The sequence below is a fragment of the Luteimonas viscosa genome (assembly GCF_008244685.1).
GTDB lineage: Bacteria > Pseudomonadota > Gammaproteobacteria > Xanthomonadales > Xanthomonadaceae > Luteimonas > Luteimonas viscosa.
Genome location: NZ_VTFT01000001.1, coordinates 2,654,202 through 2,677,679, shown reverse-complemented (window position 1 = coordinate 2,677,679; position 23,478 = coordinate 2,654,202). Strand labels below are relative to the sequence as shown.

The 23,478-nt window shown below is 69.2% G+C and carries 12 protein-coding genes; 4 read left to right on the top strand and 8 right to left on the bottom strand.

The window, feature by feature from the left end:
- Positions 1-40: 40 nt before the first annotated feature.
- The 8 genes from FZO89_RS11750 to FZO89_RS11715 form a co-directional block, all read right to left on the bottom strand.
- A complete protein-coding gene (locus tag FZO89_RS11750) occupies positions 41-2,902 on the bottom strand; it encodes a TIM-barrel domain-containing protein (RefSeq protein WP_149103429.1) in 2,862 nt (953 codons plus the stop codon).
- 4 nt (positions 2,903-2,906) lie between these two features.
- Positions 2,907-4,610, bottom strand: coding sequence for a DUF5597 domain-containing protein (locus FZO89_RS11745; protein ID WP_425480466.1), 1,704 nt, complete (start codon positions 4,608-4,610; stop codon positions 2,907-2,909).
- Between the two features lie 754 nt (positions 4,611-5,364).
- Positions 5,365-7,284 (bottom strand): sialate O-acetylesterase, encoded by a 1,920-nt coding sequence (locus tag FZO89_RS11740; RefSeq protein ID WP_149103427.1) that lies wholly within the window; start codon positions 7,282-7,284, stop codon positions 5,365-5,367.
- Entirely contained in the window at positions 7,277-9,220 is a 1,944-nt protein-coding gene (locus tag FZO89_RS11735; RefSeq protein ID WP_149103426.1) for a glycoside hydrolase family 2 protein, read from the bottom strand. Before FZO89_RS11735 ends, FZO89_RS11740 begins: the two co-directional genes overlap by 8 nt.
- Positions 9,217-11,454: a WD40/YVTN/BNR-like repeat-containing protein gene (locus FZO89_RS11730; protein WP_262378632.1), complete on the bottom strand. Its 2,238-nt coding sequence runs from the start codon at positions 11,452-11,454 to the stop codon at positions 9,217-9,219. The genes FZO89_RS11735 and FZO89_RS11730 overlap by 4 nt, the downstream gene beginning before the upstream one ends.
- A gap of 217 nt (positions 11,455-11,671) precedes the next feature.
- Complete coding sequence (locus FZO89_RS11725; RefSeq protein WP_262378713.1) at positions 11,672-14,794, bottom strand: TonB-dependent receptor; 3,123 nt, start codon at positions 14,792-14,794, stop codon at positions 11,672-11,674.
- A gap of 596 nt (positions 14,795-15,390) precedes the next feature.
- Positions 15,391-18,336 (bottom strand): TonB-dependent receptor, encoded by a 2,946-nt coding sequence (locus FZO89_RS11720; RefSeq protein ID WP_262378631.1) that lies wholly within the window; start codon positions 18,334-18,336, stop codon positions 15,391-15,393.
- 231 nt (positions 18,337-18,567) lie between these two features.
- Positions 18,568-19,536 (bottom strand): LysR substrate-binding domain-containing protein, encoded by a 969-nt coding sequence (locus tag FZO89_RS11715; protein WP_149103425.1) that lies wholly within the window; start codon positions 19,534-19,536, stop codon positions 18,568-18,570.
- A gap of 324 nt (positions 19,537-19,860) precedes the next feature.
- Between FZO89_RS11715 and FZO89_RS11710 the strand changes: the two genes are divergently transcribed.
- The 4 genes from FZO89_RS11710 to FZO89_RS11695 are packed head-to-tail and all read left to right on the top strand — an operon-like array spanning position 19,861 to position 23,477.
- Positions 19,861-20,484 (top strand): 2-dehydro-3-deoxy-6-phosphogalactonate aldolase, encoded by a 624-nt coding sequence (locus tag FZO89_RS11710; RefSeq protein WP_149103424.1) that lies wholly within the window; start codon positions 19,861-19,863, stop codon positions 20,482-20,484.
- Positions 20,481-21,632 carry a galactonate dehydratase gene (gene dgoD, locus FZO89_RS11705; RefSeq protein WP_149103423.1) on the top strand — a complete coding sequence of 384 codons (1,152 nt, stop codon included), beginning with the start codon at positions 20,481-20,483 and terminating at the stop codon, positions 21,630-21,632. The genes FZO89_RS11710 and dgoD overlap by 4 nt, the downstream gene beginning before the upstream one ends.
- Before the next feature lies 1 nt (position 21,633).
- Positions 21,634-22,554, top strand: coding sequence for an SMP-30/gluconolactonase/LRE family protein (locus tag FZO89_RS11700; RefSeq protein ID WP_262378630.1), 921 nt, complete (start codon positions 21,634-21,636; stop codon positions 22,552-22,554).
- The gene (locus FZO89_RS11695; RefSeq protein WP_149103422.1) at positions 22,551-23,477 is read left to right on the top strand and encodes a 2-dehydro-3-deoxygalactonokinase; all 927 of its coding nucleotides are present in this window, start codon (positions 22,551-22,553) and stop codon (positions 23,475-23,477) included. The genes FZO89_RS11700 and FZO89_RS11695 overlap by 4 nt, the downstream gene beginning before the upstream one ends.
- Position 23,478 lies beyond the last annotated feature (1 nt).

Genomic DNA, 23,478 nt, shown 5'->3' with positions numbered 1-23,478 from the left:
TGAGCGCGTCGCGACGACGCGGGTCGAACGCCGCCACGGCTCAGCCCTTCGCCGGCCGCGCGACCACCTGCGCCGATCCGTCGTAGGTCACGGTGGCGTCCGCTTCCGGCTCCAGCGCGCCGTTGTCGCCGCGCGGGCCGTCGATCCAGCGCACGCGGATCTCGCGCGACGCCGCCATGCCCGGATACGAGCCCTCGCGCGCCCCGATGGTCAGCGTGCCGCTCGCCTGGTCCCACGCCAGCGGGATGCGGCTGGATTCGCCGCGCTCGTAGCCGTAGCTGCGCCCGGCATCCTCGTACAGCGAGAAGCTGCCGTCCGCACCGGTGTAGACCTCGATGGTCAGCGGCGCACCGGGCTGTTCGTCCACGTACTGCTGCACGACGGTGCGCGGCACGATCGAGCCGGCACGCACGAACAGCGGCATCCGCTGCAGTGGCGCGGCGGCGGTGATGGTGCGCCCGCCTTCATGCCGCTGCCCGGTCTCGAAGTCGATCCACTGCGCGCCAGCGGGCAGGTAGACCTCGCGGCTGGTGGCCTTGAACTCTGTCACCGGCGCGACCAGGAACGCGGGGCCGAACAGGTACTGGTCGGCGACGTCGCGCGCCTTCGCATCGGCCGGGAAATCCATCGCCAGCGCGCGCAGGATGGTGCCGTCCGCGTGCCAGGTGTCGCCCGCCAGGGTGTAGATGTACGGCAGCAGCGTGTAGCGCAGCTTGAGGTAGTGCACGAAGCTGTCGTAGTGCGGCGTGCCCTCGGGCGCGATCTCCCAGATCTCGCGGTAGGGGAACTGGCCGTGCAGGCGGAAGATCGGCACGAACGCACCGTGCTGGAACCAGCGCAGGTTGAGCTCGCGCCATTCCGGCAGGTGCGCCGGGTCCTTCTGCTCGTAGCGGCGTTCGGGCGAGAAGCCGCCGATGTCGAAGCTCACGTTCGGCGCGCCCGCCATCGAGGCGTTGACCAGGCCGGAGATCTGCTCGCGGTAGTCTTCCCAGCGCGGCACGATGTCGCCGCTCCAGAACGCCGCCGCCGCACGCTGCTGGCCCGCGAAGTACGCGCGCGAGAGGATGAACACGCGCTTGTCCGGATCGACCTCGCGCGACCCGCGGTACACGCCTTCCGAATGCGGCAGCGGATAGGAGTTGAAGTACTCCACCGACGATCCCAGCGCGGTCGGCGTGGTCCGCGCCTTGCGCTCGCCGGTGTCGAGGTTGCTGTGCAGGTCGGGCTCGGTGGCATCGAGCCACCACGCATCGAAGCCCTTGGCGTTGAGCTTGGTGTTCACCTGGCGCCAGAAGATGTCCTGCGCCTCCTTCGCGTAGGGATCGTAGAACGAGTTGAGGTAGCCGTCCCCGATCCAGTCGCGCTCGCCGACCTCGACATTGCGCTTGTACATGTAGCCCTTGGCGTCGAGCTCCTTGTAGTGCTCGGTGGTCGGATAGAACTTCGGCCACACCGAGATCATGACCTGGGCGTTGTTGTCGTGCACGTGCTCGACCATGCCCTCCGGATCGGGGAAGTTCTTCGGGTCGAAATCGTGCGAACCCCAGGCGTCCTCGGGCCAGTACGACCAGTCGAGCACGATGTTGTCGATCGGCAGCTTGCGGCGGCGGTACTCGTCGAGCACGCCTGTCAGCTCGGCCTGGGTCTTGTAGCGCTCACGGCTCTGCCAGAAGCCGTAGGCCCACTTCGGCAGCAGGACCGCCTTGCCGGTGAGCTCGCGGTAGCCGGCGATCACGCCGTCTGCGTCGTCGGCGGCGACCACGTAGTAGTCGATCACCTGCGCGGCTTCGGACCAGATCGACAGGTCCTGCGCCTCGTCGGCCGGCAGCGGGTCGCGCCCCTGCAGCGCGAGGTAGGCCGGCTCGATCCGGTCCCACTCGATGCGGATGTCGTGCTTCCTGCCGGCCTCGAGGTCCAGCGCGAACTCGTGGTGCCACGGGTTCCAGTTCTGGCGCCAGCGATCGATCACCAGCTTGCCGTCGACGTAGAGCTTGGCGTACTCGCTGTTGAACAGCGAGAAGGTGTGGCGGCCGGAGGTGCGCGCGGCGATCTGCCCTTCCCAGACCACCTCGCTGCGCCCGCCCTGGGCCAGGTTCTTGCCTGCTTCGGGGAACGCTTCGAGGCTGGAGATGAACTGGTAATCGATCTTCTCCTCGCGCCGGACGAGCTTGACGTCGCCCTCGATCGAATAGGTCGCGGTGAGCGCGCCCTCCTTGCCGTCCTTGTCGTACAGCGCCACCACCTCGCCGATCTGGCGCAGGCCGCGCGGGTCGCCGTAGCGGGTGATCGAGTTGTTGTCCCAGAGGATGCCGTAGTGGCGGCTCGAGGTGAGGTAGGGAATCGCATTGTCGATGTTGTGCTGGAGCAGCTCGACATCGCGCCCCTTGAGGTTCATCCAGCCCTGCTGGTGCAGGCCGGTGCCGTACAGCCCCTCGTCGTCGTTCGACACGAAGCGCTGGCGCACGCTGACGTAGCCGCGGCCGTCGAACTCGGCCGGGGTGAACGTGCGACCGCCCGCCACTTCCGAGACCAGCGGCTTGCCGGCCGCGTCGAAGAACGCGACCTGGCCGTCGGCCAGCGAGACCGTCGCGGAAATCCCCGGTGCGACCACGCGCACCGCATTGTCGCCTTCCTTCACTTCGAACCCGGGTGCGGCGCCTTCGCGCTCGACCCGCATCAGGCTCTTGGAGCGCTCGAAATCGCCGTCCGGATCGGCGGTCACGCGCAGGATATTACCGTCCACCACCTGCAACCGGACGGGAGCCGCGCCGGCCTGCGCCGGACGCACCACGACGCCCCCGCCGTCGCGTTCCCAGCCGGGGGCCGCGTGCGCCACGCCGCAGGCCAGGGAGAGCGCGAGTGGCAGGGCCAGGGGTCGCGGAAAGCGGGACAGTCGGGTCATGGCGTCAGGGCTCCTGGGGTTTCGTGTCGGTCTGGGTGGAATAGGTGGCCAGGGTCACGCGCAGCAGCTGCGTGGCCTCGGAAAAGTTGAGTCCGTAGTCGGTCTGGTCGCCGTTCCAGTTGCGCTGGAACTCCCACGCCGTATCGACGTAGCGCCCTTCCTCGACCCGGTCGTAGATCATCGCCACGCCTTCGCGCGCCGGGTAAATGGTCACCCGCGCATGCATGCCGGTGACCAGGAACTCGTCCGGTCCGAGTTCGGCGATCAGCGCGCCGCCGATCGGCTCGGGGTTGCCGGGCGGCGTGCCCTGGAACCAGAAGTGCGGCAGGCCGTAGGCGATCGTGGCGTTCCAGCGGTCGTTGAGCCGGATCTGCTGCTCGGGCACGCCCGGCGCCTCGGACACGCCGTGCAGCCGGCCTTCGGACGCGGCCTTCGCGAACACGCGCATGCCGAGGTTGATGCGCGCGAACGCCTGTGCGAACGGGGCGATGGTCTCGGGCGTGGTGCGCTTCGCGCCCAGCGGCCAGTTGCCGTAGGGCGTGTAGTCCATGCCGAAGGGCACCCAGCCGATGCCGTCGTGGCCGAGCGCGGCGAACAGGTAGCGCGCGTACTGCGGCGTGTTGCCGGTCTCGGCCACGAACAGCGCGTTGTCCGGCCGCGCGTAGCGCTCGAGCACCGTGGTGTAGAGCAGGTGCTCGGGCATGTAGATGTCGGGTGCGAGCAGGTCGACGTGCGGGGTGGCGGCCTTGTACACGTCGAGCATGTTGTCGGTGGGCCCGCCACTGGCGTACTGGCCCGGCTGGCCCGGGTTGAACGGCCCCCGCAGCGCGGCGTTGATGTACATCGGCAGCGGATACTCGGCCTTGCCCGCTTCGGCGACCTGGTCGATGTAGCGGGCGATGTGCCAGGCGTGGAAGGTCTCGTCGGCGTCGGCGCCGAACACGTCGCGCCAGGTGCCGGGGGATTTGCCGAGGTGGTCCAGCAGTGCTTGCGGCACCGGCCCGTGGAAGATCTTCTGCGCCATCGGCGAGAAGTCGCGCACGCCGCCATAGGTTCCAGGCTCGTTCTGCGGCTGCACCATGATCACCGTACGCTGCGCGTCATGCTCGCGCAGGTGCGCCATCAGCCGGGCGAAGGCCTTGCGGTCGGCATCGAGCGTGGCCTGCGCATGCGGCGAGAGCGAGTTCAGCACCACGCCATCCTCGCGTACCAGGCGCGGGAAGCGTGCGTTGTCGAGCTTCACCCAGCGCGGCGCGTAGTTCGGACCGTTGTTCTTCCAGGTGGCGAACCACAGCAGGATCAGCCGCTTGTCGTGCGCGCGCGCCTGCGCCAGCAGGTGGTCGACGAAGGAGAAGTCGAACTTCCCCTCCTCCGGCTCCACCTGCTCCCAGGCGATCGAGATCGAGAGCGTGTTGGCGCCGAGGTCCTCGAGCGCCGGCCATACCTGCTTCAGCGGTTCGGGATAGTTGCTCGAGTTGTGCGCCTGCCCGCCCAGGATCAGGAACGGGGCACCATCGACGATCAGGGCGTGCTTGCCGTCCTTGCTTTCGAAGCGCGGAATCGGGCGTTCGCCGTCCGCGACTTCGCTGTTCGCGTCCGCACGTTCTCTGTCGCCCGCCGCATCGGCGGCCGCGGCCGGATCGGGCGCGGACCCATCTGCAGGCACGGCAGACTGGCGCTGGCAGCCGGCCAGCACGAGAGCGGCCATGGCGAACAGCGCGAACAGCGCGCTCCGCGCCTTGCGGCCTCCCGATCCGGGTGGCACGACGGCCATCGGCACTCCCTGCGTCATTGCGGTCTCCTGGGGCATGGTCTGGGCGCTGCTGTCCTTGTCGCTGCTGTTGTCGTTGCCGTTGCTTGTGCCTTGGCTTTTCGAGCCGTAAAGCGAGCCGAGCATCGCAGGGCGGCGGGGCCGAAGAGCGGCCCGTGTCCGAGCGCAGCGAGTTTGGGCCGCGTGCCCCGCCGACGGAGAAACGCAGGGGACCGGACTGGCGCAGCCAGTCCGGATCGCGTCCGGCGGAGGCGGTTTTGGTGACTTTTGCCAAGACAAAAGTCACCCGCGCGACAGCGCGTAAGCCGTCGCGGTTGTTCCTCTGGATTAGTCAGGAGTCTCAAGGGCAAGATCGAGAGCTTTCGCCCGCTGCGCGGACGAGTTCCTTTTGACGGGCCAAAAGGAACCAAAAGCCCTTTCACCGGACGCGAGCCGTCGCGGCTGCGCCGCGCCGGTCCCCTGCGCTCCTCGCCGGCGGTGGCACGGCGCCCAAACTCGCTACGCTCAGACATGGGCGCCTCTACGGCCACCACCGGCTGCGGTGCTCGGCTCGCTTTACGGCTCCAAAGGACAACTGCAACAGCAAGAGCAGAAGCAGAGGCAGAGGCAGAGGCAGAGGCAGAGGCAGAGGCAGCTTCTGCCGCATCGCGCAGCGACAATTGCACCGCCGCCGGCTCTTCCATCAGCACCCTCACCAGTCATCGCTCCGGAACGGCGACGCCGGCAGACCGCTCGCGCCGACGAGGTTCGCGTCCACCGGCGCATCGCTCCACGCGTAGCGCACCGCCACGGGTGCGGCCACGGCATCGCTGCGCACGACCACCCGGTCGGCGTCGATCGATGCGGCGGCCGGATGGAACCTGCGGTCCGCGCCGGCGAGCCGGAAGCCCTGCAACGCATCGCCGCCGCGCGCGGCCAGACCATCGGCGTCGAAGGAGAGCAGCGCCACGCCATCGGCGAATCGCGCGCCTTCGAACACGGGCCCCCGATGGATCAGTGCCTCGCCATACGCCACGCGACGTGCGGCCAGCGCGAGGCGCTTGCCCACGTCCTGCTTGTTCTTCGGATGGATGTCGCCGACATCGCCGATGTCGATCGCCACCGCCTGTCCCGTCGCCGGCAGCGACAGCGTCGCGGTCTGGGATTCGCGCAGCGCCGCCCAGGGGCTGGTGTCGCCCTCGTCGCCACCCGAATGCCAGCTGGCCAGCTGTACCCACAGAAACGGCAGCGCCGGCGCGTCGAACTGCGTGCGCCATTGCCGGATCAAGGCCGGGAACTGCTGCCGGTAGGCCATGGCCTGTTCCACGCTGCCGGCATTCGCCTCGCCCTGGTACCAGATCACGCCGCGCACCGGCAGCGGCTGCAGGGGGTGGATCATGGCGTTGTACAGCAGGGTCGGCCGCTGGTTCTTGTCATCGTCGAGCGCGAGCGTGGTGACCTGTGCGGGCCGGAACGCCCAGGTTCCAGCCAACGGCCGGCGCGCGCCGCCCCCGGGCTGCACGAACAGTTCTTCCTCCGGTCCATGGATCCCGCCACCGCCGCCCAGGTCGGTCACCCGCACCGCGATGGTGTTGGTGCCGGCGCGCAGCGCGGAGGCCGGCACCTCGTACACGCGCGCCAGGTTGTACTGCGACTCGGTGGTGCCGACTTCGACGCCGTTGACCCAGGTGGTGTCGGTGTCGTCGATGCGGCCGACGCCGAGGGCGAGCCCGCGCCCGGCCTCGGCGGCGCTCAGCTCGAACGTGGTGCGGTACCACGCGATGCCGTCCATGCCGTTGAAGCCACCGCCTTCCCACAGCCCGGGCACGGCGATGTCGGCCCAGCCCGCCGCGTCGAGGTCCGCAGCGTTCCAGCGGCGGTCGTCGGCCGGCAGCTGCCAGCGCGCCAGGTTCGCGCGCGCCTGCGCCAGCGCGCGTTCGTCGTCGGCTTTCAGCCTCTCAGCCAGCGCCGCCTGCGCCTCGCCGTCGATGCCCTGGGTGGCGGCATCCATCCACGCCTCGATGCTGCTGCCGCCCCAGGTGCTGTCGATGATGCCGATCGGCACGCCTTCGCTGCGGCGCAGTTCGCGCGCGAAGAAGTGCGCCACGGCGGAGAACTGGCCCGCCACCGCCGGCGACGAGGCGATCCATTCGCCACCGGCCAGCTGCCACTGCGGCGTGCCGGACCATGACTTCGGAATCTTGAAATGGCGGATCAGCGGATCGGTGGCGCGCGCGATCTCGACATCGGCATCGGCGGACTGCGAGATCGGCCACTCCATGTTCGACTGTCCCGAAGCCAGCCACACGTCGCCGACCAGCACGTCGCGCAGTTCGCGCGGCGCGGTGCCGTCGTCGATCCGCATCGTGAACGGCCCGCCGGCTGCGCGCGCGGGCAGCTCGACGCGCCACCCGCCATCGGCACCGGCCGTGGCGCTGGCGCGATCCGCGCCCAGTGCGACCTGGATGCGCGCCCCTGCCGCCGCGCGACCCCAGACCTGGATCGGCCGGTCGCGCTGCAGCACCATGCCGTCGGAGAACACGCGCGGCAGATCGACCGCATGCGCCGAAGCGGCCGACAGCGAACCGACGAGCCAGCACAGCGCGGTGCGGATCCAGCACGACCTATTCATTCGAAACTCCTTGCCGCCTCGTCTGCGGGGATGCGACCACGGTGCGATAGAAGTCCGCGACCACGTCCCAGGCCAGTTTGCGCTCGCCGTCCTCCGACAGCAGCCCCTTGCGGTTGTAGCCGCCCTGGTACGGATGCATGCGCACCGGCGAGCGGAAATCGGCCAGCACCCACGGCAGGGTGCCCTGCACGAAGCCGAGCCGCCGGATCAACCGGAACTGCTTGCGGTAGAAGCTTGCCTGGAATTCCTCGTTCCAGTCGCCCGCGCGGTCGGCGGCGCCGCGGTGGCCATGCCGGGCCTCGGCGCCGAACTCGGAGATCAGCAGCGGCTTCCCGGGGGGGATCCATTCCACCTCTTCGGGCTCGACCGCCCACGGCACATACCAGCCGTAGTAGATGTTCGCGCCGATCACGTCCAGCGCCGGGAACAGCGGATCGTGCATCTGCAGGCGGGCGCCGTGGAAACCGGGCCCGTAGAATGCGGCGGCGACGAGACGGGTCGGATCGAGTGCGCGCGCCTGCGCCGCCAGCGCGGTCAGCACCGCGTCGCGGGCCCGTCCCGGCGCGGTCTCGTTGGCGATGCCCCACATCACCACCGCGGCGCGATTGCGGTCGCGCCCGATCATCTCGGCCAGCATCCGCTGCATCAGTTGCTGCGTTCCGCGATCCTCGAAATCGATGCCCTGGTAGACCGGGATCTCGCTCCACAGCAGGATGCCCATGCGGTCGGCCTGGCGCACGAACTCCTCGCCGAAAGGATAGTGCCCGGTCCGCGCGAAGTCGGCGCCCAGCGCGCGTACCTGTTCCAGCAGGCGCCGATAGTCGTCGTCGGACGCGGCGCGCCGGCCGTCGATCTCCTCGTGCAGGTTGATGCCGCGCAGGTACACCGGCTCGCCGTTGAGCAGGATCCGTTCGCCCTGCACCGCGATACTGCGGAAGCCGATCTCGTCTTCCACCGCGTCGCCGGCGGCGGAGACGCGTACCCGGTACAGCTTCGGTCGTTGCGGCGACCACAACTGCAGCGGTGCGCGGAACGCGATCGCGGCGCGGCCGGCCGCATCGGTGCGCGCATCGACCGCCATGCCCAGCTCGGGCAGTTCCACCCGTACCGGCAGTCCGGCCTGCGCGGGCGCGACCTGCACCCAGCCGCGGACTTCCTCTCGGTCGTCCGGCGACAGTTGCAGGTGGTAGTCGCGGACATGGCGCGCCGGCAGCTCGACCAGCCGCACGCTGCGGGTCAGCCCGCCGTAGTTGAACCAGTCGAACCCCATCGAAGGCACCGCGTCGCGACGACGACGGTTGTCGACATGGACCAGCAGCCGGTTCTCGCCCTGCTTCAGCTTGCCGGTGAGCTCTAACTGGAACGGGGTGAAGCCGCCTTCGTGGCTGCCGACCGGCTCGCCGTTGAGGAACACGTCGGCGCGCTGGTTCGCCGCACCGAAATGCACGAACAGCCGACGCTGCTGCCGCTGCAGCCGTTCGGCATCGAAATCGAAGCGCTTGCGGTACCAGACCGATCCCTCCAGCCAATGCAACTGCGGATGCTGGGTGTTGAAATCGCCCGGCACCTGCAGGGTGAAAGCATCGTCGAAGCCGTACTCGTGGAACTCGTCGGGCCGCTCGGGCGTACGGTCGCGCCAGGCGGCCTTCCAGTCGCCCATGCCGGCACCATAGGCATCGATCATCGCCTGCCACGTTCCGTCCAGCGAACGCGTCTGGCGTGCTGCGACATTGGCGATCAGCGGCGGCATGTCGTCCGGCGCCGACAATGCGATCGGCGGAACTGCGGTTCGCGGCATGGCCTCGGCCTGGACAGGCAGCGGACGATAGCCCTCCGCTACGTCGTCCGATGCAGCTGGCCGCTCCGCCGCAAACGACGAGCCGCTCGCCAGCGGGACCAGCAACGACAGCAGCCACGCCCGCCACGCGATCGTCATTGCGGATCCCCGTACCAGATGCCGCGTCCCTCGGTGCCGAAGTACACGCGTCCGTGCAGTCGCGGATCGCCGGTCACGTGGCGGATGACGCCGCCGAATCGCTGCGCATCACGGTCGATGCGATGCCAGTGTCGGCCGTTGTCGTCCGACCGGTAGAGCCCACGCTTGCCGGAGACTTCACCGAACACGAACAGCACCAGCGGATCGCCCTCGTTCGCGGGCTTGCCGAGGCCGACCGACATCACGTTGTCGACCCCGGGCACGCGCTCCAGCTTGCCGGGCGACCAGTGCAGCAGGCCGCGCCACGACGCCGCGATCCAGGCCTCGGCGGTGCGCTGCGGATGCGGTCGGATCTCGGCGCGATACCAGTCGCCCACTTCGCCGACGCTGGCCTCGACTTCCCTGAAGCCCACCCCGCCGTTGCCGCTGACATAGAGCTTGCCGGTGGTGGCATCGAACCCGTAATAGATGCCCTCGTCGACCTTGTCGGCCTCGACCACCGCATGCTTGGGCAAGCCCTGCACTGCCTGCCAGCGCCCGCCCATGTCCGCGGTCAGCCAATGGCGTTCGCCGTTGCGCGGCTTCCAGATCGCACGCTTGCCGTCGGCGGCCAGGGTGATGTGGCCTGCGCCGTCGCCGTCCGGCGGCTCGCTTGCGAACGCGGTCCACGTGCGACCGCCGTCGGTCGACCATGCGCCACGCACCGCGCCTTCGGGACGGTTGTGGAAGTAGCCGGTGCGCACCATGACGTCCGGCGCCTGCCCGGCGAACGCGAGACTCTCGGTGTTGGAGAAGCGCACGCCGGCGTAGCGCTGCTGCGACACGTCCAGATCGTCGTGCACGAAACCGTCCACGTCGCCCAGCCCGCTGACCAGGTGCGCGCCCTGCGGCGGGCTGGCCAGCGCCAGCGGCACGGTCTCCTCGAAACCTTCCTGCTCGAAGCGCCACTGCAAGGTCTCGCCGCGATCGAACGCACGCGCGTTGCTGGACGCCCACACGCCATAGCCGGTGACGAACCAGACCCGGTCGGGATCGTGCGGATCGATCTCGAGGTCGGCCATCCAGTGCGGTTTCGCATCCCGCGTCCACGGCGCGTTGGAATGATCGAACGACGAACGCGGCAGCATGGCTGTCCAGCTGCGACCGCCATCGGTGCTGCGGTAGATGTCGTCGTGCGGCTGGTAACGGCGGAAGGTGGAGGCGACGATGACGTCCGCATCGTTCGTATCCACCGCCACCGCGCCCCAGCCGAAGCCCGTGCCGGCGATGCCGCTCGATTGCGGTGCGGGGGTGATGTCGGTCCAGCTGCCGTCGGCGGGATCGAAACGCCACACCGCACCGTCGGCCATGTGGTTCGGCCCCGGTTCGTCGCCGTAGCTCAGCAGCCAGCGGCCGCGCGCATCGCGCACCATGTGGCTCGGGCGCAGGCCGGTGGGCTGGCCCGGCACGGCGCGCCAGCTGTCGCCGCCGTCGTCGGAGCGGTACATGCTGGCCTCCTTCGTCGACGCGCCCGCGTAGAGCGTGCGCGACGGCGCCCCGGAGCCGCCGCTGGCCGGATCGAACACGACGAAGGCGATGCCGATCGGCACCTCGTCGCGCCAGCCTTTCGCCCATGCCGACTTCGATGTCGCGATCGCGGGAAAACCCGGCACCTCGCTCCAGCTGGCGCCCGCGTCGTCGCTGCGCCAAAGCCCGTGGGCGCGGGTGCCGAACAGCAGCACGCGTCCGTCGTGGGGATCGACCGCCAGGCGTTCGCCGTTGCCGCGACCCTGCTCGTTGCCGCCGAGCTTGAACGGCAGCGGCGTGCGCTCGAACGTCGCGCCGCGATCGCGCGAGCGCAGGATCGCGCCCTCGCTGCCGCGTTCGTGCAGATAGGTGCCGACCGCAAGATAGAGACGATCGGGATCGGACGGGTCGAGTGCGAGGCTTTCCACACCGAAGCGACCCTTGTCGTCCTCGCCCATCCAGTCGAGCAACGGTGTCCAGCGCCCGCCGTCGGGCTCCAGGCGATACGCGCCGCCGATGTCGGTCCGGGCGTAGAGCAGGCCCGGCTGCGCCGGATGGAAGACCAGGCCGGTCACGAACCCGCCACCGCCGATGGCGACGTTGCGCCACTGGTAGGACGCCTGGGCGCTCGCACTGGCGAGCACCCACAGGCAGGCGATGAACAGCCATGCGCCGCCGCGCCGACCCCGGCTCGCGCCTTGCCTGGATCGCCCTGTGCGCAGCCTCATCCCCCGGCACCCCTCGCCCCACGTGTCAGCGGGACAGGATAGGTGGCGCAGGCATTCCCTACCAATGAATAAAACGCCCGCGCGTATAGCACCATGGAATGATGCAATGCATCATCGTCGCGGTACGCGCGATCACCGCGTCGCCCATGTCCATGCGCAACAGGAAGGGTCGCGTGGCATGCCGCGACCCTCCCCCGATTCTGCTCGTCGCCTGCGATTACCAGCTCGCGCGCAACACCGCCGAGTAACGCCGGTCGTTCTCGAACCAGGCGCGGTTGTAGAGCGTCTCGTCCACGAACCCGTCACGGCGGTAGCCGCGCGGCCCCATCAGCAGTTTGGTGGTGCTGTTGGTGATGTTGTTCACCTGCAGCCCGAGCTGGATGTTGTCGGTGAGGTTGTAGAAGAACGAGCCGTCGAGCTGGCCGTAGTCGTCGTTCCACACCGGCTGGCGCATGGCCGGCATCACGTCGCTGCTGGTGAGCAGGTAGCGCGAACGCCAGTTGTACGCCAGGCGTAAGGACACAGGGCCGCGCTCGAAGATGCCGATCAGGTTGTAGCTGCGGCGCGACAGGCCTTCCAGCGGCAGTTCCAGCGCGACCTCCGGCACCGTCGGCGCGCCGTCCGGCGGGCCGACGTCGACGTTGGTGCCGCCGGAGCTGTCCACGAAGGTGTAGTTCGCCTGCACGCCCAGGCCCGGCAGGAAGTCGAAGAACTGCGAGTAGCCGAATTCGAAGCCCTTGATCTTCCCCTCGTCCAGGTTGCGCGTGCGGTTCATCTGGTACACGCGCCCGTCGATGATCTCGGTGCCCAGTGAGGTGGCGAAATAGCCCTCGACGTCCTTCTTGAACAGCGTGAGGTACAGGCTGTTGGCCGGCCCGAAGTACCACTCGAGCGCGGTATCGAACTGGTTCGCACGCATGGGCTTGAGTTCGGGGTTGCCGCCGCTGCCGCTGTAGGCGAGGTCGTCGAAGCTGCAGAGCTCCTCGCGCAGCCCGTCCTCCCGCGCCTGGGCGCAGCCTGCGGCGTTGGCCGACAGCGTGATCCAGTTCTGCATCAGCCTGAACTCGGGTCGCGCGATCGCCTTGGATGCGGCGAAGCGCCACTGCAGGCCATGGTCGAACCGCACCCGCACGTTCAGGCTGGGCAGCACGTCGGTATAGGAGGTGTTGACCTGGCTGGTGAAGGCCTGGCCGTAGAAGGCGTCCCGCACTTCCTGCGCCACGTCCTCCACGTACGCGCCGGTCATGTCCGGCAGCAGGCCACCGCCCAAGGCCTTGACGCTGGTCTTGACCACGCGCACGCCGAGGTTGCCGTCGACCGGGTTGCGCAGCTCGTCGTTGCCGAAGTACATCACGCCATACGCGGCCTGGGTACGCTCGCGCTGCTGGTTGATGGCGTCGGGCGTGAACGCGATCGGATTCCACTGTGCGCCGGGAATCGTCGCCAGCGTGTCGCGGACACGACCGATGTCGACGAAGCCGTCCCGCGCCGCCCAGAACTGGGTCGGGACGTTGGCGTCTCCGCCGAAGAAGTCGTCCAGCGTGTAGATCGCCGACTCGGAGGCATAGAACTGGTCCAGCCACGCGACCGGCGGGCGGGTCGGGTCCGGGTTCTCGATCCGGTTCCAGTCGTCGCTGATCGGCTGCCAGTTGTAGGTGGTGTAGAAACTGGTGTATTCCCGGTCCGCCACGCGCGCGCCGAAGCGGAACGTGCGCAGCCAGGTGCTGTCGGGGAAGTTGTACTCGAAGTCGACCCGCCCGGCCCGTTCGTGGCCCTCGTTGTCGGCCAGGTGGTCCATGGCCGAGCGCCAGAAGTAGGTGTCCTGCTGCAGCGCCCGGTCCGGATTGTCGAGCGTCACCGACGGGTATTTGCCGGTGAGGTCGAGGGTGATGCCTTCGAGCAGGGTCGAGGTGTGCACGGAGAAGTCGACCTGGTCGCTCTCGGCCTTCACGTACTGGAAGTCGCCGCGCACCAGGAAGTTGTCGCTGATGAAGTGGCGGAAGCCCGCCGACCAGTCGGTGGTCTGCGAGGACTGGACGTTGTAGCGGTTGCCGGCCACGAACTGGATGCCCGGCCCCTGGTACATGCCGTTGGAATCGTCGCCCGGCTGCCCGCGCCAGCCCCCCAGGCGGATGCTGCCGCGCAGGAAACGGCCGTTGTCGTCGTATTCGAACTGCGTGCCCGGCATCGGGATCAGGCGGTTGGTGCGGTCGGCCAGTCCGTCGCCGCCGTCGTAGGCGTTGCCGTAATAGTTCGGGTCGCCGGTCCAGTTGTCGGTGTTGTTGGCCTCGCCCGCGCCGGCGTACTCCATGAAGTGTTCGCGCCAGGTCATGTCGTACTTCGAGGTGATGAACTGGGTGTAGATCTCGGTGTCGTCGCTGGGACGCCACTGGAACGCGAAGGCGCCACCCTGGCGCTTGCGGTCGAAATCGGTGCGGCGCCAGTTCACGCCGCCGGGGACGAACACCTGGTCGCGACCGCTGCCTTCGAGCAGCAGGTCGCGCTGGCTGTCGGACGACACCCAGGCCTCCTGCTCCCAGTCGTACACCCAGCCTTCCCCGTTCGGCAGCCCTTCCGGCTGCTCCGCCGGCGTGCGGCCGCGGCGCGAGTAAGGCTGGATCTGGATGCCGTCGGACTGCGTGGCCAGTTCCGAGTACGAGACGTTGGCCAGGAAGCCGATCTCGCCCACGCCGGTGTCCCAGCGATCGCTGAACAGAAAGGAGGCCGACGGCCGCGCATCCTTGGCCTTGTCGCCGTAGTTGACGTCGACACTGCCGGCGATCTTGCGCCCCGGCTCGTCGAACGGCATGCGCGTGCGCAGGTTGATGGTGCCGCCCAGGCCGCCCTCGATGATCTCGGCCGAGGGATTCTTGTACACGTCCACGCCCGCCATCAGCTCGGCCGACACTTCCTCGAAGCTGATGCCGCGGCCGCCGTTGGCGGTGAACACGTCGCGGCCGTTGAGCTCGCCGCGCACGAAGGTCAGGCCGCGGATCATCACCCCGCTGCCTTCGGCGGAGAAATGGTCGGTATCGTCGCGCGCGGCGAAACCGGTGACGGTCAGGCCGCTGATGCGTTTGAGGGTTTCGGTGACGCTGCGGTCGGGCAGTGCGCCGATGTCCTCGGCGGTGACCGAATCGATGATCTGCGGCGCGTCCTGCTTGATGTCCTGCGCGCGCATCACCGCGCCGCGCACGCCCTTGACCACCACGGCATCGAGGTCGGTGGCGTCGCTGGTGGTGCCGGCGGGGGCGTTGCTGCCCGTGGTCTGCGCGTGCAATGGAGCGGACAGCAGCGCGGCCACGCCCAGGGCGATGGCGCTGCGGCGGAACGTGCACAGGGTGTCGAAACCCGCCTGCCGGAAGGCCGGCTGGCGATGGTTGAGCGTTCGCCTGGTGTTCCCTCCCGAGGAATGCGCGTCGAACGGATCGAGTTGTGTGTCGCGGACTGATCGCCACGGTGTGCCACCGACGCACGGACGACCCGCGTCCGCTACGCCATCTGCGCTGGCCAGCACCAGCGCCTGCGCGACGACGCCACCGTGCCGGCGCCCGCGCAGAAACCCGCATGCCGGAGACCCGGCTGTCGTGCTTGTCCCCTTGGACGACTGTGCGCCCCTGTCTCGATGTTAGCGCTCGCATTTTGAGCGCGTCAATGCGCGCCAAGCCGTATTGGGCGATGGTCGTAGACGCCAATCGATACATCCGGGACTGTTTCATCCGAGCCTGTCGACGGAGTCGATCAGGCGTTTCCGGATGCTGCGGCCGGCGCGCCGCCAGTGCTTGTGCACGGGGCTGGCGACGCGCCGCCGCAGTTGCGGATCCTGCGGCCCGGGAGGGAAGCCGCTGGTCCGCGACCGGGTGCGTGCGGCGCATCCGTCCGCACCCGGGTTGTCGTCCGGGCGCCCGGACGGGGCGTCCGGACGGCCCGTGCCCGTCAGAAGGTGAAGCGCAGCGTCGCGGCGTAGCGCCGGTCGTTGACGTACCAGGACGTGATGCGCTTGCCCGCGCCGTTCTGGTCCATGATCGTGCGCTGCTCGGCGTTGTTGAGGTTGTTCATCTCCAGGCCGATCTGCACGTTGTCGGAGACCTTGTAGAAGATCGAACCGTCGAGCTGGCCGAAGCTGTCGCTGTAGACCGGCAGCTTCCACGGAATGCCGCCATCGCCGCCGTTGTAGCCGTTCGGGCCGACCGACAGCAGGTATTCGCTGCGCCAGTTGTAGGCCAGGCGCACCTGCCAGGGGCCCTTCTCGTAGAACACGGCCGCGTTGTAGGAATTCTTCGACAGGCCATCGGCCGGCAGGTCGTCGAACGTGCTGCCGTCGGTATCGATCGGCACCGCGTTCGAGCCCGCCGGAATCTCGGTGGAACTGTCGATGTAGGTGTAGTTGGCCGACATGCCCAGGCCGTCGAACGGGGCTGGCAGGAAATCGAAGAACTGGTTCCAGCCGAGCTCGGCGCCCTGGATCTTCGCCGTGCCGATGTTGACCAGGCGCGAGATCAGGTAGTCGTACTCGTTGCCGTCCACGCCCGGGTAGGGCACCAGTTCGGTCTGCTGGCGGAAGTAGTCCTCGACGTCCTTGTAGAAGAAGTTCACCCAGGCCATGCCGCCCTTGTCCGGCGCGAAGTACCACTCCAGCGACAGGTCGAACTGGTTGGCCTTCATCGGCTCGAGGTACGGGTTGTCGGTGGAGCTGCCGGTCAGGTCGAGGTCGTCGGGGGTGACCGTCTCGCCCGGGTCGGGCGTTACGCCATCACGGACCGCCGCACTGAGCTGCTGGTAGGCCTGCATGTCGCTGAAGGCCGGGCGCGCGATGGCCTTGGACGCGGCGAAGCGCGCGATCAGGTTGGGCGCGAATTCCCAGCGCAGGTTGAGGCTGGGCAATACGTCGGTATACGAATTGCTCGCCGTGATCGGCACCGACTCGCCGGCGCCCAGGTACGGCGCGAACTGCAGGTTCGGATATACCAGGAAGCCGTCCGCCTCGTTCTCGGTGCGGACCACGCGCACGCCGACGTTGCCGTCGAACAGCGCCTCGTCGCTGCCGAAGCTCAGCATGAAGTAGCCGGCCGTGGTCTTCTCGCCCTGGGTATTGCGCCACTGCGGGTCGTCGAGGTCGCGCGGGGTGATCTGGCCGTAGCAGCAGGTGTAGTACGGGATGGCCGCGCCGTGGATGTCGAGGTAGCTCTGCGGGAAGTTCAGCGCGGTCGACAGGACCGGCGCATAGAACGCACCGGGCGTGTTGGCGTCGCCGCGGTAGAAGTTGTCGAAGGTCTGCAGGTTCACCAGGCTGGAGTTGACCGTGCCGTCGAGGTCGAGCCCCGGCAGCGCACCGGCCGGCAGCGCCCAGCCCTGCATCCAGGTCTGGAACACCGGTTGCCAGTCGTAGCCGGTGTCGACGCTGGTGGCGTCGCGGTCGGTCAGGCGCACGCCGAACTGGATCGAATCGACGAAGCCGGCATCGAAGCTGTGCTTGAGGTCCGCGCGCCAGGCCACTTCCTCGGCCTCGTTGTCGTCGCGGTGGTCCATCGTGAAGCCCCAGTAGTAGTTGGCTGGGTTCGCGGTGAACTGCTCGTCCACGCCGATGCTCGGGCGGCCCGAGCCCACGTCGACGTCGATGTAGGGCACGTTGACGCCCAGCGACACGGTGGAATCGAGTGCGCGGGTGTCGGCCTTGATGAACTGCAGGTCGGTGGAGAATTCGGTGCGCTCGCTGAAGGCCCACTTCATGCCGACCGAGTAGTCGGTGGTCTTGGACTCGCGGTGCGATGCGCGGATGTCGGTGCCCATCGGGATGTCGCCGTTGGAGCGCAGCCGGCCGGACACGAACACGTTGCCGTCGAGCTCGTAGGGCTGGCTGGCGTCGAGCCGGACCTGCAGCGGATCGTTGGAGACGAAGATCGCATCCTCGTACCACAGCTCGTCGTAGCTGCTCTGGAACGCGGTGGCGAACAGTTCGAGGTTCTCGTTCGGCCGCCACTGCAGGGCGACATAGGCGCCCTGGCGTTCGCGCTCGTATTCGAGCGTGCGCCAGTCGGCGCCGCGCGGCAGCCACAGCTGCTCGTTGGTGCCGTCGCCGTCGAGGTCGCTGTTGGCGGTGTTGAAGAACGGCCGCACGAACATGCCGTCGGTGCGCGTGGCCAGTTCCGAATGCGCCACGTCGACCAGGATGCCGAAATCGCCGGCGCCGGTCTCCCAGCGGTTGCTGTAGAGGATCGAGCCGGACGGCTTGACCTCGTCGGCGAAATCGCCGCGGTTGGCGCTGAAGGACACACCGAGGCGGCTTTCCTCGAAGTCCAGCGGCATGAAGGTGCGCAGGTCGACGGTGCCGCCGAGGCCGCCTTCGATCATCTCGGCGGTCTGGTTCTTGTACACGTCCACGCCGGCCATCAGTTCCGAGGGCACGTCCTGGAAGCTCAGCGCGCGGCCGCCGGAGGCCGAGAAGCTGTCGCGGCCGTTGAGTTCGGAGCGCACCTGGGTCAAGCCGCGTACCTGCACGCCGCCGCCCTCGGCGGAGAAGTGCTCGGGGTCGCCCACCGACAGGAACCGGTCGATGGTCACGCCCGGGATGCGCGAGAGCGTCTCGGTGACGCTGCGGTCCGGCAGCGCGCCGATGTCGAGCGCGGTCACCGAATCGACGAAGGTGTTGGCATCGCGCTTGATGTCCTGGGCCCGGTAGACGGACCCGCGGATGCCGGTGACCACGACCTTGTCGAGCTCGGTGGCCTCGTCCGGCTGCGCGGTGGCGGTCGCCTCCTGCGCGTAGGCAGGCGCGGCCAGCATGGCCGCCACGCCGAGGGCGATGGCGGAGCGGCGGAAAGTACGGGTGGCATCGGATGCCGCCTTCCCGGTAGCCGGGTGGCGGTGGCGGAGCGTTGACATGGTGTTCCCCTCCCAAGGGCACATGACAAGCGGATGAGGTGTCTGGCGCCGGCTTCAGCGGCGTGCGCTCTCTGGCGCGGCCGTTGATGACAGCGCAAGACACGGCCGTCTGCTTGGAGCATAGGAGCGTCAACCCATGCACTACCAATGAATTTTTGGCCGCAAGCTAGTCTGATTGGGAATAGCCGGGCCCTGGCGCTGAGCCGCCGGTTGCCCCCGGCTCCCGGGGTTTCAGTCGCTCCCCCGGCGCGGCGCCGGGGGATACAGCCGCCTCGCGGTGGAGCGCAAGGCTTCCAGCACCCGTTCCGCCCCGGGCGACAGCAACTGGTCGCGGCGGCGCACGATGCCGAAGAATTCCATGCGCACGCCCAGGTCGATCGGCAGCACGCGCATCTGCCCGGTCTGCAGGTACGGCCCCACCGATTCGGGCGGGAGCGCGGTCAGCAGGTCGCTGTGCCGCAGCAGGTGGATGATCACCGGCAGCGAGGCGGTCTCGACGATGTTCTGCGGCAGGGTCAGGCCCAGCTCGAGGAACACCGCGTCCAGCCGCGCGCGCAACACGCTGGCCACGGGCGGCATGATCCAGCCGAACTCGGCGAGGTCGGCATGGTGCACCGTCTCGCGGCGCGCCAGCGGATGGCCCTCGCGAACGATCACCGCGTGGGGCTCGTCGGCCAGCGGCTCGAAGTCGAGGTCGGCGGCGCCTTCGGGCCCCATGATGCGGCCGACGACGATGTCGAGCTGGCCGTCGAGCAGGCGCGCCACCAGCGGCCGGCTGTAGTCCATCTCGACCCGGATCAGGATGTCGGGAAAGTCGCGCTTCACCGCCGCGATCGCCTGCGGCACCAGGGTAGTGCCGGGATTGACCACCGTGCCGATCGAGGCCTGGCCCATGCGGCCGCTGCGCAGCGCGGCGATCTCGTCGTGCGCGCGCCCGATCTCCGACAGCGCCGACCGCGCCCGGCGGATCAGCACCTGGCCGTACCAGGTCGGCTCGACGCCGCGCGCGTGGCGCTCGAACAGCGGCACCCCCAGCAACGCCTCCATCTCCGCGAGCAGCTTGGACGCGGCCGGCTGGGTCATGTTGGCCGCTTCGGCCGCGCGCAGCACCGATCGCTGCTCGTACAGGTGCAGCAGCAAGGCCAGGTGGCGGGTCTTCAGCCGCGTCGCGCCGAACCATCCGGTGGCCGGTTGCACCATGCTGTTCCTCGCCGTGTTCACATATTCGCCAAGGGAATAGGGTACGACGAAAATTTCATTTGTCGTACATACCACGGCCACGCGAGGCTATGTCCGCTTTCACGGAGCCGGTGCCTCGCGCCCGGTCTCTCCTGTGGTGGCGACCCGCCGGGATCCCGCGGGCGGCCACCCCACTGACGCGGGACCGGGAGGAGGACCAAGCATGTTGCGATCGCTGCACGGCGACCGCCCACGCCGCGCCATCGCGGCGGCCGCTGCGCGCGCAGCCGGACCGGCGGGTCGCGGCCACGCGCGCGCGCCGGCCCCCTGATTCCGGAACCCGGCATGGACGAGCCCCGCACCCCGTTCCGCCTGCCCCTGATCGCGATCCTGCGCGGCGTGATGCCGGTGGAGGTCGCCGAGCACTGCGAGGTCCTGGTGGAGGAAGGATTCGACGCGATCGAGATTCCCACCAACTCGCCCGACTGGACGCGCAGCGTCGCGATCGCCGCCTCCGGCTTCGGCGACCGCGCCCGGATCGGCGCGGGCACGGTGCTCGAAGCCGCGCACGTCGATGCCCTGCTGGCCGCGGGCGGCACCCTCGTGGTCACGCCCAACGTGCGCCCGGCGGTGATCCGCCGTGCGGTCGGGCTCGGGCTGCAGGTGGTCGCCGGCTTCGCCACCACCAGCGAGGCCTTCGACGCGCTCGAGGCCGGCGCGCCGATGCTCAAGCTGTTCCCCGCCGCGGTCTACGGGCCGGCGATGGTGCGCGCGCTGCGCAGCGTACTGCCGCCGGTGCCGCTGTTCGCGGTGGGCGGGATCACGCCGGAAACCCTGCCCGTGTATCTTGCCGCCGGCTGCCAGGGCGTGGGCATCGGCGGCGAACTCTATCGACCGGGACAATCCGCGGAGCACACGCGCACGCAGGCGCGTCGCTTCCGCGAGGCATGGATGGAACACACCGCATGAAGATCACCCGGCTGACCACCTGGCAGGCCGCGCCGCGCTGGCTGTTCCTGCGGATCGAGACCGACGAGGGCATCAGCGGCTGGGGCGAGCCGGTGATCGAAGGCCGCGCGGCGACCGTCGAGGCGGCGGTGCACGAACTGGGCGACTATCTGGTCGGGCGCGACCCGGCGCGCATCAACGACCTCTGGCAGGTGCTGTACCGCGGCGGCTTCTACCGCGGCGGCGCGATCCTGATGAGCGCGATCGCCGGCATCGACCAGGCGCTGTGGGACATCAAGGGCAAGGCGCTGGGCGTGCCGGTGTACCAGCTGCTCGGCGGAATGGTGCGCGATCGCATGAAGACCTACCGCTGGGTCGGCGGCGACCGGCCGGGCGAGATCGTCGCGCAGATGCAGGCGCACCACGCCGCGGGCTTCGACACCTTCAAGTTCAACGGCACCGAGGAGCTCAAGCTGATCGACAGCCCGCGCGCCATCGACGCCGCGGTGGCCAAGGTCGCCGCGGTGCGCGAGGCGGTGGGCGACGCGATCGACTTCGGCATCGACTTCCACGGCCGGGTCAGCGCACCGATGGCGCGCGTGCTGCTGCGCGAGCTGGCGCCGTTCAAGCCGCTGTTCGTCGAGGAACCGGTCCTGGCCGAACAGTGGGAGTACTACCGCCCGCTCTCGGACGCCACTTCGATCCCGCTGGCAGCGGGCGAGCGCATGTACTCGCGCGCCGAGTTCAAGCCGGTGCTCGCCGCCGGCGGGCTGGCACTGCTGCAGCCGGATCTCTCGCACGCCGGCGGCATCACCGAATGCGTGAAGATCGCGGCGATGGCCGAGGCCCACGACGTCGGGCTGGCGCCGCATTGCCCGCTGGGCCCGGTCGCGCTGGCGGCCTGCCTGCAGGTGGACTTCGTCAGCTGGAACGCGATGCTGCAGGAACAGAGCATCGGCATCCACTACAACCAGGGGACCGATCTGCTCGACTACGTGCTCAACAAGGACGACTTCCGCTGCGACGACACCGGCAGCATCGCCGCGCTGCCGTTGCCAGGGCTGGGCGTGGAGATCGACGTGGAACGCCTCGAACGCGCCTCGCGCGAGCCGCCGCGCTGGCGCAATCCGCTGTGGCGCCACGAAGACGGCAGCGTGGCGGAGTGGTGAGGTGACGGATCCGGGCCGTCCCCTGGAGGCGACCGCGACGCTGGCGGTGGACAGCCGCTGCCAGCTCGGCGAGGGCATCGTGTGGGACGAGCGCACGCAGCGCCTGTACTGGACCGACATCCTGCGATCGAAGCTGTGGATGCACGCGCCAGCAGACGGCGCCACCCATGCCTGGGACCTGCCCGAAGCCCTCGGCTGCCTCGCCCTGTGCGACGACGGCCGCCTGCTGCTGGCGCTGGCGAAATCGATCCGCCTTGCGGACGCGCCGATGCCGGGCGAAGCGCTGTCGCTGCGCATGCTCGCCGCCCTCGAACCCGAGCACGGCGCAGCCACGCGCAGCAACGACGGCCGCTGCGACCGCGACGGCAACTTCGTGTTCGGCACCAAGGACGAAACCGGCGCGGTGCCGCCGCTGGGCCGGTTCTACCAGTTCTCGTTCGCCCACGGCCTGCGCGTCCTGCCGTTGCCGCCCGCCGCGATCCCGAACTCGATCTGCTTCTCGCCCGATGGCCGGACGCTCTACTACTGCGACTCGATGCAGCCGCGCATCCTGCGCTGCGACTACGATCCCGACCAGGCGAGCATCTCGAATCCACGCGTGTTCGCCGAAGTCGAAGGCGGGATGACGCCGGACGGCTCGACCGTCGACGCGGCGGGTGGCCTGTGGAACGCGCAGTGGGACGCGGCCCGCGTGGTGCGCTACGCACCCGATGGCCGCGTCGACCGCATCGTCGCCATTGCCGCGGGCCGACCCTCGTGCTGCGCGATCGGCGGTACGGACTTCGACACGCTGTACGTGACCACCGCGCGCGAGGAACTCGACGGGGACGCGCTTGCGCGCGCGCCGCATGCCGGTGGCGTGTTCGCCTTCCGGCTGGCACCGGGCAGCGGTCGCGCCGAGCCGCGGCTGCGCGGCGCATGATCGCGGTCGACTGGGGCACCACCCACCTGCGCCTGTACCGGATGGGGGCGGACGGCACCCTGAGCGAACGGCGCCGCAGCGACCAGGGCACGCTCGCCACCGGCGGCCGCTTCGGCGCGATACTTGCCGCGGAAATGGCCGGCTGGGACGACAGCCACGTCCTGCTCTGCGGCATGGCCGGCGCCAGGGGCGGCTGGCACGAGATGCCCTACCTCGACTGCCCCGCCGGCCTGCCCGACCTCGCGCGCCACATGCAGCGCATCCACCCGCCCGGGTTCGAACACCGGGAGCTGTGGTTCGTCCCCGGCCTGCGCGACACCTCGGAGACCGTACCGGACGTGATGCGCGGCGAGGAAACGCAGCTTGCGGCCCTGCTCGACGTACTGCCCGGAGGCGTCCACCAGGTCTGCCTGCCCGGGACCCACAGCAAGTGGGTGACGATCCGCGACGGTCGCGTCCAGCGCATCCGCACGGCGATGACCGGGGAACTGTACGCGTTGCTGCGCAAGCACAGCATCCTCGGCGCGCTGATGTCCCACGACGACAGCCGCTTCGACGCCTATGCCTTCGAGGCCGGGCTGCGCCGCAGTGCCGAGCCGGGCGGGCTGCTGCACCACCTGTTCGGCGTCCGCACGGCCGGCCTCTCGGGACAGTTCGCGGAAGCGGCGCTGCCCTCGTACCTGTCCGGCCTGCTGGTCGGGCACGAACTGCACGAATGCGGACTGGCGGCGGACCGGCCGCGTCCGGCGCAGGTGCACCTGATCGGCAGCGAACGCCTGCTGGGCGTGTACGCGCGCGCACTGACCACGCTCGAGATCGGCGTGCAGCGGCATCCCGAGGATCTCGCCGCCCGCGGCCTGCACCTGCTGTGGACGCGGCGGATGCAGGCGGCCGGGCAGCGCGCTCCGGCGCCGCCCGCCTGAC

Bases quoted from the DNA above. Each gene is read 5' to 3' on its own strand.
- FZO89_RS11750 (WP_149103429.1), bottom strand. From the start codon at position 2,902: ATGACCCGACTGTCCCGCTTTCCGCGACCCCTGGCCCTGCCACTCGCG.
- FZO89_RS11745 (WP_425480466.1), bottom strand. From the start codon at position 4,610: ATGGCCGCTCTCGTGCTGGCCGGCTGCCAGCGCCAGTCTGCCGTGCCT.
- FZO89_RS11740 (WP_149103427.1), bottom strand. From the start codon at position 7,284: ATGAATAGGTCGTGCTGGATCCGCACCGCGCTGTGCTGGCTCGTCGGT.
- FZO89_RS11735 (WP_149103426.1), bottom strand. From the start codon at position 9,220: ATGACGATCGCGTGGCGGGCGTGGCTGCTGTCGTTGCTGGTCCCGCTG.
- FZO89_RS11730 (WP_262378632.1), bottom strand. From the start codon at position 11,454: ATGAGGCTGCGCACAGGGCGATCCAGGCAAGGCGCGAGCCGGGGTCGG.
- FZO89_RS11720 (WP_262378631.1), bottom strand. From the start codon at position 18,336: ATGTCAACGCTCCGCCACCGCCACCCGGCTACCGGGAAGGCGGCATCC.
- FZO89_RS11715 (WP_149103425.1), bottom strand. From the start codon at position 19,536: ATGGTGCAACCGGCCACCGGATGGTTCGGCGCGACGCGGCTGAAGACC.
- FZO89_RS11710 (WP_149103424.1), top strand. From the start codon at position 19,861: ATGGACGAGCCCCGCACCCCGTTCCGCCTGCCCCTGATCGCGATCCTG.
- dgoD (WP_149103423.1), top strand. From the start codon at position 20,481: ATGAAGATCACCCGGCTGACCACCTGGCAGGCCGCGCCGCGCTGGCTG.
- FZO89_RS11695 (WP_149103422.1), top strand. From the start codon at position 22,551: ATGATCGCGGTCGACTGGGGCACCACCCACCTGCGCCTGTACCGGATG.